The organism is Janthinobacterium sp. EB271-G4-7A, from assembly GCF_020858075.1.
Taxonomy (GTDB): domain Bacteria; phylum Pseudomonadota; class Gammaproteobacteria; order Burkholderiales; family Burkholderiaceae_D; genus Janthinobacterium; species Janthinobacterium lividum.
On record NZ_JACYMI010000006.1, the window covers coordinates 71,781 to 86,781 of the forward strand.

Below are 15,001 nucleotides of genomic sequence, written 5' to 3' on the forward strand. Positions count from 1 at the left end.
CACTGGTTCCATTAGTCAACAACGAAGGAAAAGCAGCATGAGCCAACAGCCGCCATTCAGTACCGCCTCGGGCATCCCCGTCGCCGACAACCAGAATTCCATCAGCGCCGGTCCCCGTGGCCCGCTGCTGCTGCAAGACTTCCACCTGATCGAAAAACTCCAGCATTTCAACCGCGAGCGCATCCCCGAGCGCGTCGTCCACGCAAAAGGTTCGGGCGCCTACGGCACTTTTACCGTCACGCACGACATTTCACGCTACACCAAGGCCAAGCTGTTCAGTGAAGTGGGCAAGCAGACGGCGACCTTTGCGCGCTTTTCCACCGTCGGCGGCGAACGCGGCAGTGCAGACACGGAACGCGACCCGCGCGGCTTCGCCGTGCGCTTCTATACGGAAGAGGGTAACTGGGACCTGGTCGGCAACAACACGCCCATGTTCTTCATCAAGGACCCGATCAAGTTCCCCGACTTCGTCCATACGCAAAAGCGCGATCCGCAAAGCAACCTGAAATCGGCCGAGATGATGTTCGATTTCTGGAGCCATGCGCCGGAAAGCCTGCACCAGGTCACCATGCTGTTCTCGGACCGCGGCACGCCGGACGGCTACCGCCACATGGATGGCTTCGGCAGCCACACGTATAGCCTGATCAATGCCGACGGCCAGCGCGTGTATGTGAAATGGCACTTCAAGACGCGCCAGGGCATCAGGAATCTGCCTGCCGCGGAAGCGGGCCGCCTGGCCGGCGCCGACCCCGATTACGCCCAGCGCGACCTGTTCGGTGCCATCGAACGCGGTGATTTCCCCCAGTGGGAAGTCAAGCTGCAGGTGGCGACGCAGGAGCAGCTCGATGCATGGGAGCAGCGCACGGGCTGGAACCCGTTCGACCTGACGAAAGTGTGGCCGCATGCGGACTTCCCGCTGCTGCCGGTAGGCATCTTCGAGCTGAACCGCAACCCGGACAATTACCACGCGGAAGTCGAGCAGGCGGCCTTTTCGCCGGCCAACGCCGTGCCGGGCATGGGATACTCGCCGGACAAGATGCTGCAAGGCCGGCTGTTCGCCTACCACGACGCCCAGCTGTACCGGGTCGGCACCAACCACCAGCATCTGCCCGTGAATGCGGCCCGCTGCCCCTTCCATAACCAGCAGCGCGACGGCGGCATGGCGATCCACAATGGCGGCGCGGCGCGCAACTATGCGAACGTGACGGCAGCGGGCACGCAACCGCAAGGCCTGGGCCACGGCGAGGGGGCGCTGGCGCTCGATGGCGGCGCGGCGCGCTACGATGGCCGCGGCGTGGAAGACGACTTTACGCAGGCCGGCAATCTGTTCCGTTTGATGTCGGCACAGGCCAAACAGAACCTGTTCGATAACCTGGCCGGTCCCTTGAGCCAGGTGCGCGCGGAAACATTGCAGCGTCAGCTGGGCCACTTCGACCAGGCCGATGCCGCCTACGGCGCCGGCGTGCGGGCCGCCCTGCAGGCGCGTGGCGTGACCCTGTAAGCGTGTGGCAGGCGGAACAAGCTGGTTCCGCCTGTTGTTGATCCAGCACAAATTAGAGATGAATACCAAATATTGCCGTATGGACATATTTGCCGCCCATGCGTAGACTTGTCGGTCTGATGATCGCGCAGCCTTCCCGGCGGCGTCCTGACTAGAAAGTCTTGCAATATGAATATGGCGAAGCTGTCGGTGCATGGGGACGACCCCACGCTCAAATCCATCCTTGAAGTCTTGCCCACCGATCCGGAACGGCAATGGCGCAAGGGCGAGGCGAAGGGCGCGGGCCGCGTGCATCTCGATTCCGGCTTCGAGGTGCTGATCGCGCAGGCATCCAAATCACAAGTGTTGCCCTCGCGCATACGCAGCTACCTGGCCGAATGCCGCTCGCGCGGCGTCAGCTTCAGCATGCCGCGCATCGTGGCCGAACTGCAACTGGAGTTGAATGGCGACGATACGCTCGATGCGCCGCTCGACCTCTCGCTGGCCGACATGCAGCACCTGACGGAAATGGGCATCAGCCTGAGTCTGGTGACGCGTTCCGCCGCAGCCTGATGAGCGCCTGACACTTAAAAAATGGCCACCTGTTCAGGGTGGCCATTTTTTGTCATGCTTCGGCGATGTCGACGGTGACCATATTGTCGTCCGGCTTGCGGTCGATCAGCTTGTTGTCGGGATCGATGCCCGCCTTGTCGGGGCGGCTGCCGACGATGACGGTATAGCTCGCTTCGCGCTTCGTCATGCGCAGGCGCTCGCGCAGCAGCGGATGGCCATTCGCGTCGTCGACGCCGATCTCGATCCAGTCGTGCAGGGGCGCGTCGTGTTCCTCGCCCTGTTCGCCGGCCGTCAATTTGCTCGCCTGCACCTTGATGGTGACGGCGTACTTGCCGTCGCTGCGTTTCGTGGCCGTGGCCGACAGGGCGCGGTTGTCGAACAGCACGATTTTCTCGAACAGGTCGTCGATCAGGTAAGCCTGCTCGGGCGGCGCGACCTGGCGCAAGCCGGCAATCAGGGCTGTCACGCTCGCATACGGCGGGCCTTTCTGGCCATAGGTCTTGAGCAAGTCGCGCAGCACACCGTTGACCTTGTCTTCGCCGATGATGTCTTGCAGCAAGTACATGGCCAGGCTGCCCTTGTTGTAGTGGATATACGCCTGGTTTTCATTCTCGGCCAGCGGCAATTCCTTCTTGCGCTCTTCGCTGCGCCCCATCAGGTATTGATTCAGGTCATAGCGCAGGAAGCGGCGCATCTTGGCCGGCCCCACGGTTTTCTTCATCACCATCAGGGCCGAATACTCGGCCAGGGTTTCGCTGAGCACGGTAGCGCCCCGCGTATTGCCGCCCACCAATTGATGCGCCCACCACTGATGCGCCACTTCATGCGCCGTGACGTAGAACGGATAATCGATGTCTTTCGGGTTCTTGTCATCCACCTTGGCGATGAAGCCCAGCCCTTCCGAGTACGGTATCGTGTTCGGGAACGATTGCGCAAACGTGGCGTAGCGGGGGAACTCGACGATGCGCAGGATCTTGTGCTGATAAGGGCCGAAGTTTTTCGTGTAGTACTCGAGCGCTTCCTTGCTGCCGCGCACGAAGCGGTCCAGATTGTATTCATGGCCCGGGTGGTAATACACGTCGATGGCCACGTCTTGCCAGCGTTCGTGCCTGACGGCGTAGCGGGCCGACTGGAACGCGTAGAAATTCAGGATCGGCTGCTCCATCGTGTAGTGGAAGTAATGGCGGCCCTTGGCGATCCAGTCGTTGTCCAGCATGCCAGGCGCGATGGCCGTCTGGCCATCGACGGTGCTGACGGTGGCGTCGAAGTTGATGCGGTCGGCGTCGTTGCTGACGTAATTGTCGGCCAATCCCTTCGCATCGTCGCGCGGCAAGGCCCGTTCGCGCGCCGGCAAGCCGTGTTTCTTGCGGTCGCGCGGGTCCGTCAATTCCTGCTGCGGTTGGTAGCCGATGTGCGGCAGCACGGCATTCGTGAAGAAGGTGCCGTTGGCGACCACGGGCGTGTCCTGGCCCAGGCCGAAGATGCCGCGCGGCGCATAGCGGACGTCGAAATCGAGGCCCAGGGTAGCGCCCGGCGCCAGTGGCGCGGCCAGGCGGTAGCTGTAGAAGCCCAGCTTGCCGTCATCGAGGCCGGGATGCACACGCGCGTCAAAACGCAGGCGCATGGTGGCGGTCGGGTCTTGCTGCACAAAAATGTGGCTGATCGGCAGGCTGGTCTTGTTTTGCAGCACATAGCGGCCCGTGACGGCGAGGGTGCGCTGCGCCGGATAGATGGCCACGTCGAGTTTCACGTCGGTGATTCTCGGCTGCGGCGTGGCGGCAAACTTGCGGTACTGGCGCTCGACACTGGCGCGGTCCGCATCGCGGGCGAATTCGGACTTGTAATCGTTGGCCACGTGGAAGACGTAGAACAGCACCGTGCCGGTGCCGAGGAAGAGCAGGGCGCCGCCGGCAAAGCTGGCCAGTACGCCGTGCGTCAGGCCATGGCGCGCCAGGCGCAGACGGATGCGCCAGCTATCCTGCGCGCCGCGGGGCCAGAACAGCAGGGACAGCACCGTCAGCATGACGGCCGCACCGCTCCAATACAGCAAGTACCAGCGCTCGCGTAACAGATAGTGGCCGGCGCCGTTCATGGCCGAATACACGAAGTCTGGTGTGTTGCCATACAGCAGCAGCGGGTCGCCCAGGCCCAGCGAGGAAAAGCTGATGCTGGCGATGTGGTACAGAATCATGGCGAAATACGCCAGGTACTTGTGGTTGATCAATACCTGCAAAAAGATGGCCAGCACGGCGATCAGCGCGTAGGACGGCAAGTGCGACAGGAACAGCGATTCCAGGTACAGGCCGGGGTCGAGGCGGTAATAGCCCTTGAAGATCTGAATCGACATGCCGCACAGCATGATGACCAGGCTCAGCAGTGCTTGCAGGCCGACCAGCGCAAACAGTTTCGACAGCAGGGGCAGCCAGTTCGGCACGGGCAGGGCGTCGAGCATCTGATACGTGCCCGCTTCCCGTTCGCGCCATACCAGCTCGCCCGCGTAGAAGGTGGTAATGATCAGCATGAACAGGGCGAACGAAGCGTTGACCATGTCCAGCACCTTTTCCGTCACCGGATAGGTATTTGTGCCGTAGATGGAGCCCATGTCCAGCGCGCCCGCATACATGGTCAGCACGCCGGCCAGCACGATGACGACAAAATAGATGTTCTTGATGGTTTCGCGCAGGTTCAGCCAGCTCATCTTGACGAGCAGGGCGGCCAGGCTGCGCTGCGCGAAGTCCGGTGTTTCCTGCGTGGACAGCGAGGCGCTCGACAGGCGCAGCGGGACGTCGCCCTCGCTGCGGCGCTTGCCGGCGCCCGCGTCCGTCGTGGCGTGGAACTGGAAGCGCCAGTAGCCGAGCAGCAATGCCACCAGGGCGAGGCCGGACCAGATGGCGCGGTTCAGCAGGTACACGCCTTCCAAGGTCACCAGGCGCGTGTTGCGCTCCGCGTTTGGCCAGTATTCCGTCAGGCGTATCAGCGCCGTCGTGCCGAAAGGATCGATCAGGGCGGCCAGGGTCTTGTAGTCGAGGTCGCGCGCCAGCGATGGGGCCACCAGGTAGCCGATCAGCATGACCACCGAGCTGATGTACACAGGCAGCATGCGCCGCGTCAGGGCCGCGATGACGAAGAAGATGGCGCCGAAGATGAACAGGTTGGGCAGCAGCGTAAACATATACGGCATCAGGTAGGCCAGCGCCCGTTGCGGCCCCAGCCGTTCCGGATCGATGCCGGGCAGCCAGGCGCCCAGCCAGGCACCGATGACGATGCTGGAAAACACCACGGCCAGCACCAGGTAGGCGCCGAGGAAGCGGCCGAAGACATACTGGTATTTCCTGATCGGCGCGCTGAAGAAGAAATGCTGCATGCCGTATTCGAAATCCTGCTGCACCGAGCGGCCCATCATGGCAGCTACCACCACGGCGCCGAAGCAGCCCAGCAGGCTGCACGTGAACGCCAGCGAGCGGGGCGCGTTGATCAGGAACTTGCCGCCGAAACTGATGCTCGCTTCCTTGAAGACGCCGCCGGCGGCAGCCATCCACAGCATGGCCAGCGCCAGAAACATGGCGAAATACACCCAGGTGGACAGCAGCTTGAGCCGCTGTCGCGCTTCAAAGCGGGCGATGGCAAGCATGGCCGTCCCCTCAGTCGCACTGCGGGGCGACGCGGTGGCGCCCGGCAATGGTGGCGAAATACAGGTCTTCCAGGTCGCCGATGGCTTCCTCGAAGCCATCGCCCGGGTCGTCGTCGCTGTAGACGTGGATCAAGGTGCGGCCCGACAGCAAGCGCGTGGAAATGACGGCGTGACGCTGCTGGAAGCTGGCCAGCTCCTTCTTCTCGACGAAGCGCGCCCAGATCTTGCAGCTGACTTCGTCGATCAGTTCCTGGGTCTTGCCGCACAGTAGCAAATGGCCCTTGTTGATGATGGCCATGTTGGCGCACAGGTCGGCCACGTCGGACACGATGTGGGTCGACAGAATCACCGTCTTGTCTTCGCCGATGTCGGACAGCAGATTATGGAAGCGCACCCGCTCCTGCGGGTCGAGGCCGGCCGTCGGTTCGTCGACGATGATCAGTTTCGGGTCGCCCAGCAGGGCTTGCGCGATGCCGAAGCGCTGGCGCATGCCGCCGGAAAAGCTGCCCAGGCGCTGGTGGCGCACGTCGAACAGATTGGTTTGCTGCAACAGGCCATCGACGACCTCGCGCCGGCGCGCCCGCTGCGACAAGCCTTTCAAGGTGGCGAAGTGGTCGAGCAGCTCGTAGGCCGTCACTTTCGGGTACAGGCCGAAGTCTTGCGGCAGGTAGCCCAGCATGCGGCGGATTTCGTCCTTGTCGTCGAGCACGTCGTAGTCGCCGAAGAAGATGGAGCCGGAATCGCATTCCTGCAAGGTGGCCAGGGTGCGCATCAGGGTCGACTTGCCGGCGCCATTCGGGCCCAGCAAGCCAAACATCCCGGGCGGTATCGTCAGCGACACGTTATCCAGCGCCGCCACGCCATTCGCGTAGGTCTTCGACAATTTGCGAATTTGCAATTCCATACAACTCCTAACTCATGCGTTGCAGCCCGATGGTGCAGGGCTTCTCTATGCTGGCATTGTATTGAATTTAAGACGTACTGGGCAGTTACATGCGATACACGGCATTTTCGCGTGGCCAGAGTGCAGATGGGCGGGGTGGACGGCACCCCGCTTCACCCTGGCTGGCGTGTCTAGTTGCGGAACAATACGGATTCCCGGTTGAACCACCAGCGGCACAGCATCAGCAGGGCGCCCGCGATCACCGTGGTCGAGGCCAGGATCACGCCGAACATGCGGTAATCCATGGTGCCCTTGACCAGTTCCTTCATGGCCAGCGACACGTTGGTCAGCGGCACCATGGCCCACATCCAGTTCAGCTCGACGCCGGGCAGCATGGCCGCCACCGTGGGCAGGATGACGAACAGCATCAATGGCGTGATCATGCCGGCCGCTTCCTTGTAGCTTTTCGCGTAGATCGAGATCGACAGCAGCAGCGAGGCGAAGATGGCGGCTGTCGGCACCAGCATCAGGGTCACCATGGCCAGGTCGGGCAAGCCGATGCTGCGCACCATGACGGCCATGTTGCCTTCCAGCGAACTGCCGAAGATGGCCAGCAGGGCGCCCATGCTGCCCACCATCAGCACGGCCGAGGTCATGCCCACCGTAAACAGCACGAGGAACTTGGCCAGCACGATGGCGCTGCGCGGCACGGGCGCCAGCAGCAGGGTTTCCAGGGTGCCACGCTCCTTTTCGCCGGCGCCCAGGTCGATGGCCGGGTACATGGCCGCCGTCAGGCACACCATCAGCAGCAGATAGGGCAGCATGCCGCCGACGATGGCGCCCATCTGCTCGCGTTCGTTGGCCGTCGATTGCTTGTCGAGCACGATAGGATTGAGGGCAAAGGCCAGTTGGGCCGGGCTCAGGTTCAGGGCCGACAGCGTCCCTTCGCGCAGGCTGGCGTTATAGGTTTCGACGATCTCGCGCACCCGCTGCTGGGTCACGTCGACAGTGCTGGCGCTGTTGTAGTGCAGCACCACCTTGGCTTGTTGCTGTTGCTGCAGCGCCTCTTCGAACCGGGGCGGAATGACGACGGCAAACTTGATGGTGTCGTCGCCGATGGCGCGGCGGATGTCGCCCTCGCTGGCCAGCGGCACTTCGCGCAGGTTGTGCTGCTGGGTAAAACGCGCGCTCAAGCCCGGCGAATGGTCCTTGCCGAACAGCGTGTAGCGCATTTCCGCCGTCTTGGCATTCTTGAACATATTGTTCGAGACATAGGCGAAGCCGCCAAAGATCAGCGGCATGGCAAAGATGGGGATCAGGATGGTGAAGATCAGCGTCTTGCGGTCGCGCGTGAGTTCCAGCAACTCTTTCAGATAAATGGTCCACATGGCTCAGGCTCCCTGGTTGATGACGCTGACAAAGGCGTCGTACAAGTCCGCGCTGCCGCCCAGGTGGCGCAGTTCGTTGACGGTGCCATTGAAGGCGGTGGTGCCGCGGTTGATGATGCAGACGCGGTCGCACAGCTTTTCTACCTCGTGCAGGTGGTGCGTGGAAAAGATCAGCGGCACGCGCAGCGCCTTGTAGCTGGCGATGAAGTCGAGCAGGATCTTGGCCGACATCACGTCCAGGCCCGTCGTCGGTTCGTCGAGGATGACCACCTGCGGCTCGTGCACGACGGTGCGGGCGATCGCGCACTTCTGTTTCATGCCCGTCGACAACTGATCGGCCCGCTTGCCGCCGTATTCTTCCATCTGCAGAAGTGCAAACAGTTCGTCGCAGCGGCGTTTCAGCTTGTCGGCCGGCATGCCATGCAGGCGGCCGAAATATTCCACGTTCTCGCGCGCCGTCAGGCGGCCGTACAGCCCCGTCGAGCCGGACAGGAAACCGATGCTCTGGCGCGCCACCAGCGGCTGGCGCAGCACGTCGACGCCGTTGACGAGGGCGCTGCCCGCGTCCGCTTGCAAGGCCGTCGACAGCAGGCGCAGGGTGGTGGTCTTGCCGGCGCCATTCGGGCCCAGCAGGCCCAGCACTTCGCCGGGGGCGCAGCTGAAACTGACGTCGCGTACGGCGTGAAACCAGCCTTCATGTTCGCGCGGATCGCTGACGTGCACGCCCTTGCCCTTATGGGGCGGCAGGCGAAAACGTTTTGCCAGGTGCTTGACTTCAATCATGTGCTTCATCCATTCGACGGTGAAGAACGAGAGTAGCATGTAAAAAATGTAACTTGCAAGGTGGAAATATCGTTTGGTCTATTGAAAAAAACAGCATCTTCATGCAAGCTGGCCCGGTGGGCGCCGGCGGACGGCGCGGGAGAGCGCAATGCAAACGATCGATCAGGCGATGCAGGACAAGGTACTGGCCGTGGCGCGCGCCGGCATGACCAGTGCCGAAGCCATCGGTTTCTTCCGCGTCAGCCTGGGGCTGTACTACCTGGCCGGCCTGATGACGGAGGAAACCCTCGATTTCAAGCAGATCGACGCGAAGTACAACCGGTTTATCTACCACTCGATAGGTGGCGGGCACAGCATCGCCAGCGTGCTGCAATTCATGAGCGGCGAGAAAGTCTTGCGCGTGCTGCAATCGGAGCGTTTTCGCACCGCGTTTGCCGAATACTGCCCGGACATCCCCGTCGACAGCATTTCTTTCCTGATTTCACTGAACCTGGGCGTGGCGAAAAGCCTGTCCGGCCTGGACGCCGTCGGCCCCGTGGTGGACTGGATCGAGCAGGAAAAAGCGCGCACAAGTCAATAAAGCCCCGTTCACCCTGCGCGCAGCGTGGGGACGGCTGGCCGCTATCGTCCTATAATTCATGCTTTACTACTCATGAGCATAGCCACGATGACCGCGAACCGCTATTTTGACCCCCTGGATCGTTTGATTGTTGGCGCCGACAAGGCCCTGCGCGTCATGGCGGGCGTGGCCTCGGCCTCGCGCCCCACGCCGGCCGCGCATGCGCCCGATGCGGAGCTGAGCCCGGCCGAGCAGCGCCACAGTGCCGGCTTGATGCGCGTCAACCATGTGGGCGAAGTGTGCGCACAAGCCCTGTACAACTCGCAGGCGCGCTATGCGCACAGCCCGGCCATCCGCGCCCAGTTCGACGAAGCGGGACGCGAAGAGGAAGACCACCTGGCATGGACGGCGCAGCGCCTGACGGAGCTGGGCTCGCGTCTGAGCCTGCTCAATCCCCTGTGGTATGCGGGTTCGTTTGCGCTGGGCACCATCGCCGCGCGCATGGGCGACGGCCGCAGCCTGGGTTTTGTGGTGGAAACGGAGCGCCAGGTGGAAGCGCACCTGGCCAGTCACTTGCAGGAATTGCCGCCGCAGGACGCCAAGTCGCGCGCCATCGTCAAGCAGATGGCCATCGACGAAGTGGAGCACGGCGCCGCCGCCCAGCGGCTGGGCGCCATCGATACCCCGGCGCCCGTGAAGGCGTTGATGGGCATCATGGGGAAAGTGATGACAAAAACGGCGTATTACTTGTAGGTCGGATTAGGCCGCAGGCCGTAATCCGACAACATTGCTGGCGTCGGCGGTGTTGTCGGATTACGCGCTGGCGCGCTAATCCGACCTACTCTTCGATAATCTCGAAGGAATGGGTAATTTCCGCCGTCTTCGCCAGCATGATCGACGCCGAGCAATATTTGTCATGCGACAAGGCCACGGCCCGTTCCACGGCCGTCGGTTTCAGGGACTTGCCCCGCACGGTGAAGTGGAAGTGGATCTTGGTAAATACTTTCGGGTCGGTGTCGGCGCGGTCGGCCTTCAGGGTCACTTCGCAGCCGCTGACGGCTTCGCGCCCGCGTTTCAGGATCAGCACCACGTCATAGGCGGTGCAGCCGCCCGTGCCCAGCAAGACCATTTCCATGGGGCGTGGCGCCAGGTTGTGGCCGCCGCCATCGGGCGCGCCATCCATGGTCACCAGGTGGCCGGAACCCGTTTCTGCCCGAAAACTCATGCCCGACGGGCCATTCCAGCTGACTTTGCATTCCATCGTACTCTCCGAAAATTGTAAGCGTTTTGTATTGTAATAGAGGAATGCCTGTCCATGTGCCGCCCGCCGGCCCGCAGCCGGCCTCGATTGCGGCTTGACGCGGCAAGGCAAAGCCGCTTATACTTGTCGGCTTTCCGTTCGCTCAGGAAAAGTAAATAAGGCAGAGTCCGCACGGCAGCATCGGCGGAACCACCATTTGAGCGTGTAATCTATTAGGAAGTCAACATGAAAACATTTTCCGCTAAAGGACATGAAGTCCAGCGCGATTGGTTCGTGGTTGACGCGACGGACAAAGTCCTCGGACGTGTTGCCAGCGAAGTGGCACTCCGACTGCGCGGCAAACACAAACCAGAATTTACTCCTCACGTCGATACCGGCGACTTCATCGTCGTCATCAACGCAGGCAAACTGCGTGTGACCGGTACCAAAGCTACTGAGAAAATTTACTACCGTCACTCTGGCTATCCAGGCGGCATCTACGAAACCAACTTCCAGAAAATGCAACAGCGTTTTCCAGGTCGCGCGCTTGAGAAAGCGGTCAAAGGCATGCTGCCTAAAGGCCCACTCGGCTACGCAATGATCAAGAAGCTGAAAGTGTACGCGGAAGGTTCCCATCCGCACGCTGCTCAGCAACCTAAAGCACTTGTTCTCTAAGGAACTGACATGATCGGTAATTACAATTATGGAACCGGCCGTCGCAAAAGTGCAGTGGCTCGGGTTTTTATCAAAGTTGGCACAGGCTTGATCGTTGTTAACGGCAAACCAGCAAACGAATACTTTTCGCGCGAAACGGGTCTGATGGTCATCCGTCAACCACTGGAACTGACCGGCAATGTCGAGCGTTTCGACATCAAAGTCAACGTCCATGGCGGCGGTGAGTCGGGCCAGGCTGGTGCAGTTCGTCACGGCATCACTCGCGCTCTGATCGACTACGATGCAGCGTTGAAACCGGAACTGGCGAAAGCCGGCTTCGTGACCCGCGATGCACGTGAAGTCGAGCGTAAAAAAGTTGGTCTGCGCAAAGCACGTCGCGCAAAGCAATTCTCGAAGCGTTAATTTCTACGCTACAGCACCTTCCGGGGTGCTGGTCGAAAAGCCGCTGGACTTCGGTCCCGCGGCTTTTTTGCATTTCAGCGGGATGCGCCGTTGCGCTGTAAAATACGCGAAAACCCGCAGGGGTAGCGTTTCCCCTCTTCTTTATGCAATCTTATGCAATCTATACACAAGGAAAGAACATGATCAAAGTTGGCATCGTCGGCGGCACTGGATACACGGGCGTGGAGTTGCTGCGCTTGCTCGCTACCCATCCAGATGTCCAGTTGACGGCGATTACCTCGCGCAAGGAAGATGGCTTGCCCGTTGCTGACATGTATCCTTCCCTGCGCGGCCATGTGAAACTGGCGTTTTCCTCGCCGGACAAGGCGAATCTGGAACAGTGCGACGTGGTCTTCTTTGCCACCCCGCATGGCGTTGCCATGGCGCAGGCACCAGCCTTGCTGGCCGCCGGCGTGAAAGTCATCGACCTGGCTGCCGATTTCCGCCTGAAAGACCAGGCCAAGTTCGAGCAGTGGTACAAGATTCCCCATACGGCTCCCGAGCTGATCGAACAGGCCGTATATGGCTTGCCGGAACTGAACCGCGAAGACATCAAGCAAGCGAAGCTGATCGCCAACCCCGGTTGCTACCCGACCACCATGCAGCTGGGCTTTTACCCGCTGCTCAAGGCGGGCCTGGTCAACGCGGGCGGCTTGATCGCCGACTGCAAGTCGGGCGTGTCGGGCGCCGGCCGCAAGGCGGAAATCGGCATCCTGTTTTCGGAAAGCAGCGACAGCTTCAAGGCCTACGGCGTGGCCGGCCACCGCCACCTGCCGGAAACGACGGCGCAATTGCAGCGTTTCACGGATGAGAAAGTGGCGCTGACCTTCACGCCGCACCTGGTGCCGATGATCCGCGGCATGCATTCGACCCTGTACGCGCAGCTGAACAAGGATGTCAGCAATGAGGAATTGCAATCCTTGTTTGAAGAGCAATACAAGGATGAGCCTTTCGTCGACGTGATGCCGTTCGGCGCGCACCCGGAAACCCGCTCCACGCGCGGTTCGAACATGCTGCGCCTGGCCTTGCACCGTCCCGAAGGCGGCAATACCGTCATCGTGCTGGTGGTGCAGGACAATCTGGTCAAGGGCGCGTCGGGTCAGGCCGTGCAGTGCATGAACTTGATGTTTGGCTTGAAAGAAACGGCCGGTTTGCAACACATCGCCCTGCTGCCGTAATTATCGGCGCCGCTGCTTGCGCGGGTCCGGCGCCTTTTTGCCGGACCTGTGATAAATTGGACTGCCACGTACCCCGACAGGATGACGTTCATGTTCGAGCGCAATGCGAAAAACCCCATCGACACCCTGATCGGCGCTTCCACGCGGATCGAGGGCGACCTGCTGTTTTGCGGCGGCTTGCGCATCGATGGCCATGTGCGCGGCAACGTCACGGGCGAGCCGGGCGAGCCCACGTATGTGGTGCTGGGCGAGGCGGGCCGCATCGATGGCGAAGTGCGCTGTTCGAGCCTGGTCGTCAGCGGCGAGATCAATGGCCCCGTGTATGTGTCGGAAATGCTTGAAATCCAGCCAAAAGCCCGCATTGTAGGAGAGGTCTATTACAAAGTGCTGGAAATGCACAGCGGCGCATTGGTGCAAGGCAAGCTGAGTCGCCACGACAGCGCCGACCCCGTGCTGCACCTGGCCGTATCGGAAATGTGAGCAGGAACAACACCGTCCAGCCGCATCAGCGGCGGCCGCAGCGCGAGTTGCGCCAACAGTCTATAATGACTTAATGTTTTCTAGTAGGAGTGCCTGATATGAATGCCGTCGCTGAAATGCAAGATGTGATCCCTTCCCCTATTATCTTTACCGATAGCGCCGCCGAAAAAGTCGCGCAGCTGATCGAAGAAGAAGGCAATCCCGACCTGAAATTGCGCGTGTTCGTGCAGGGTGGCGGCTGCTCCGGTTTCCAGTATGGCTTCACCTTCGATGAAATCGTCAACGAAGATGACACCACCATGGTCAAGAACGGCGTCCAGCTGTTGATCGACTCCATGAGCTACCAGTACCTGGTCGGCGCGGAAATCGACTACAAGGATGACCTGGAAGGCGCGCAGTTCGTGATCAAAAACCCAACTGCGACGTCCACCTGCGGTTGCGGTTCGTCTTTCTCCGTTTAAGCACTAAACTGGGCAAGCAAGACAATAGCGGATCTTCGATCCGCTATTTGTGTTTCTACGCCGGCTCAGCGCGGATACAGCGCCCCCAGTACGCGTAAGCCCTGCGCACCCGTCACGGCCGGCAAGTTGCCCGGCTTGCGCTGCGTAAAGCGCCAGGCCAGCCAGGCGAACGCCAAAGCTTCGACCTGGCTGGGCGCCACGCCCAGTGCTGCCGTCGATGCCACCGCCATGCCCGGCAATTCACGGGCCAGCGCCGCCATCAGGCTGGCGTTCTGCGCGCCGCCGCCACACACATACACGGTTTCCGCCCGTGCGCCGTCGCGCACGATGGCGTGCGCCAGGCTGGCGGCCGTCAGCTGGGTCAGGGTCGCCTGCACGTCGGCTGGCTTGGCTTGCGGATAGCTGGCCAGCTTGGCGCCCAGCCAGTCGGCATGGAACAGGTCGCGTCCCGTGCTTTTTGGTGCAGGCAAGTCAAAATAGGGCTCGTTGAGCAATTCTGCCAGCAGGGCAGGGATGACCTGGCCCGTGGCGGCCCAGGCGCCGTCGGCGTCGTAGGGCTGGCCCAGGTGCTGCAAGACCCAGCCATCCATCAATGCATTGCCGGGACCCGTGTCGTAGCCCGTCACCGTGCCGTCCGCGTGCAGCACGCTGATATTGCTGATGCCGCCGATATTGGCCAGCACGCGCGTGTGGCCCGGCAGATTGAAGATGGCCTGGTGAAAAGCGGGCACCAGCGGCGCGCCCTGGCCGCCGGCCGCCACGTCGCGGCTGCGCAAGTCGGCGATGACGTCGATGCCCGTCAGTTCGGCCAGCAGGGCCGGATTGTTCAGCTGGCGCGTGAAGCCCAGCTCCGGGCGGTGGCGGATGGTCTGGCCATGCGCGCCGATGGCAGCGATGGCGTCCGGGACTATGCCCGCGTTGCTCAGAAGCATGGCGACGCAATCGGCGTAATGGCGCACGAGTCGGTTTGCCGCCAGCGCTTCGCGTTCGATTTCATTCTGGCCCGCACTTTGCAGCGCCATCAGGTCGGCGCGCAGGCTGGCGGGAAAGGGAATGTACGCGTCGCCCAGGCTGCGCGTGCCCTCGTCGGAAAAGTCGACCAGCGCACCATCGACGCCATCGAGACTGGTGCCTGACATTAAACCGATATACAGCATGGGGTATTCCTTGAATGCGTAAGTGGTGAGGTGCATTGTGCCGCATTTGTGCCGGGCGCAGAAGCGCATGGG

General features: G+C 61.6%; 15 protein-coding genes. 9 read left to right on the forward strand and 6 right to left on the reverse strand.

Annotation, left to right across the window (positions count from 1 at the left end):
* The first annotated feature begins 37 nt into the window (after positions 1-37).
* Positions 38-1,501: a catalase gene (locus IGS58_RS26610; protein WP_230523110.1), complete on the forward strand. Its 1,464-nt coding sequence runs from the start codon at positions 38-40 to the stop codon at positions 1,499-1,501.
* Positions 1,502-1,669: 168 nt separating this feature from the next.
* The gene (locus IGS58_RS26615; RefSeq protein ID WP_070253828.1) at positions 1,670-2,053 is read left to right on the forward strand and encodes a hypothetical protein; all 384 of its coding nucleotides are present in this window, start codon (positions 1,670-1,672) and stop codon (positions 2,051-2,053) included.
* Positions 2,054-2,105: 52 nt separating this feature from the next.
* On the opposite strand, the gene IGS58_RS26620 is transcribed toward IGS58_RS26615, so the two are convergent.
* The 4 genes from IGS58_RS26620 to IGS58_RS26635 form a co-directional block, all read right to left on the reverse strand.
* Complete coding sequence (locus tag IGS58_RS26620; protein WP_230523111.1) at positions 2,106-5,684, reverse strand: ABC transporter permease/M1 family aminopeptidase; 3,579 nt, start codon at positions 5,682-5,684, stop codon at positions 2,106-2,108.
* Positions 5,685-5,694: 10 nt separating this feature from the next.
* Positions 5,695-6,588: an ABC transporter ATP-binding protein gene (locus tag IGS58_RS26625; protein ID WP_034784750.1), complete on the reverse strand. Its 894-nt coding sequence runs from the start codon at positions 6,586-6,588 to the stop codon at positions 5,695-5,697.
* Between the two features lie 170 nt (positions 6,589-6,758).
* Positions 6,759-7,955: an ABC transporter permease gene (locus IGS58_RS26630; RefSeq protein WP_034784752.1), complete on the reverse strand. Its 1,197-nt coding sequence runs from the start codon at positions 7,953-7,955 to the stop codon at positions 6,759-6,761.
* Positions 7,956-7,958: 3 nt separating this feature from the next.
* Entirely contained in the window at positions 7,959-8,738 is a 780-nt protein-coding gene (locus IGS58_RS26635) for an ABC transporter ATP-binding protein (RefSeq protein ID WP_070253857.1), read from the reverse strand.
* Between the two features lie 148 nt (positions 8,739-8,886).
* Here IGS58_RS26635 and IGS58_RS26640 point away from each other — a divergent pair, with 148 nt between their 5' ends.
* Positions 8,887-9,318, forward strand: a complete 432-nt coding sequence (locus IGS58_RS26640; RefSeq protein ID WP_230523113.1) for a hypothetical protein — start codon at positions 8,887-8,889, stop codon at positions 9,316-9,318.
* A gap of 87 nt (positions 9,319-9,405) precedes the next feature.
* Entirely contained in the window at positions 9,406-10,050 is a 645-nt protein-coding gene (gene coq7, locus IGS58_RS26645) for a 2-polyprenyl-3-methyl-6-methoxy-1,4-benzoquinone monooxygenase (RefSeq protein WP_230523114.1), read from the forward strand.
* 85 nt (positions 10,051-10,135) lie between these two features.
* Here the strand turns inward: coq7 and IGS58_RS26650 are convergent, their stop codons facing one another.
* Complete coding sequence (locus IGS58_RS26650; RefSeq protein ID WP_070253826.1) at positions 10,136-10,558, reverse strand: OsmC family protein; 423 nt, start codon at positions 10,556-10,558, stop codon at positions 10,136-10,138.
* 225 nt (positions 10,559-10,783) lie between these two features.
* Between IGS58_RS26650 and rplM the strand changes: the two genes are divergently transcribed.
* The 5 genes from rplM to erpA all read left to right on the forward strand — a co-directional run bounded on the left by rplM (position 10,784) and on the right by erpA (position 13,772).
* A complete protein-coding gene (gene rplM / locus IGS58_RS26655) occupies positions 10,784-11,212 on the forward strand; it encodes a 50S ribosomal protein L13 (protein WP_010393282.1) in 429 nt (142 codons plus the stop codon).
* 9 nt (positions 11,213-11,221) lie between these two features.
* Complete coding sequence (gene rpsI / locus IGS58_RS26660) at positions 11,222-11,614, forward strand: 30S ribosomal protein S9 (RefSeq protein WP_010393285.1); 393 nt, start codon at positions 11,222-11,224, stop codon at positions 11,612-11,614.
* 179 nt (positions 11,615-11,793) lie between these two features.
* Positions 11,794-12,831 carry an N-acetyl-gamma-glutamyl-phosphate reductase gene (gene argC, locus IGS58_RS26665; RefSeq protein ID WP_230523115.1) on the forward strand — a complete coding sequence of 346 codons (1,038 nt, stop codon included), beginning with the start codon at positions 11,794-11,796 and terminating at the stop codon, positions 12,829-12,831.
* Between the two features lie 90 nt (positions 12,832-12,921).
* Positions 12,922-13,311, forward strand: a complete 390-nt coding sequence (locus IGS58_RS26670) for a bactofilin family protein (RefSeq protein WP_034785332.1) — start codon at positions 12,922-12,924, stop codon at positions 13,309-13,311.
* A 98-nt stretch (positions 13,312-13,409) separates the two neighbouring features.
* On the forward strand, positions 13,410-13,772 hold the full coding sequence (gene erpA / locus IGS58_RS26675; RefSeq protein WP_029496047.1) for an iron-sulfur cluster insertion protein ErpA: 363 nt from the start codon (positions 13,410-13,412) through the stop codon (positions 13,770-13,772).
* A gap of 65 nt (positions 13,773-13,837) precedes the next feature.
* Here erpA and IGS58_RS26680 read toward each other — a convergent pair whose 3' ends face one another.
* Positions 13,838-14,965, reverse strand: a complete 1,128-nt coding sequence (locus IGS58_RS26680) for an anhydro-N-acetylmuramic acid kinase (RefSeq protein WP_230523116.1) — start codon at positions 14,963-14,965, stop codon at positions 13,838-13,840.
* Positions 14,966-15,001 lie beyond the last annotated feature (36 nt).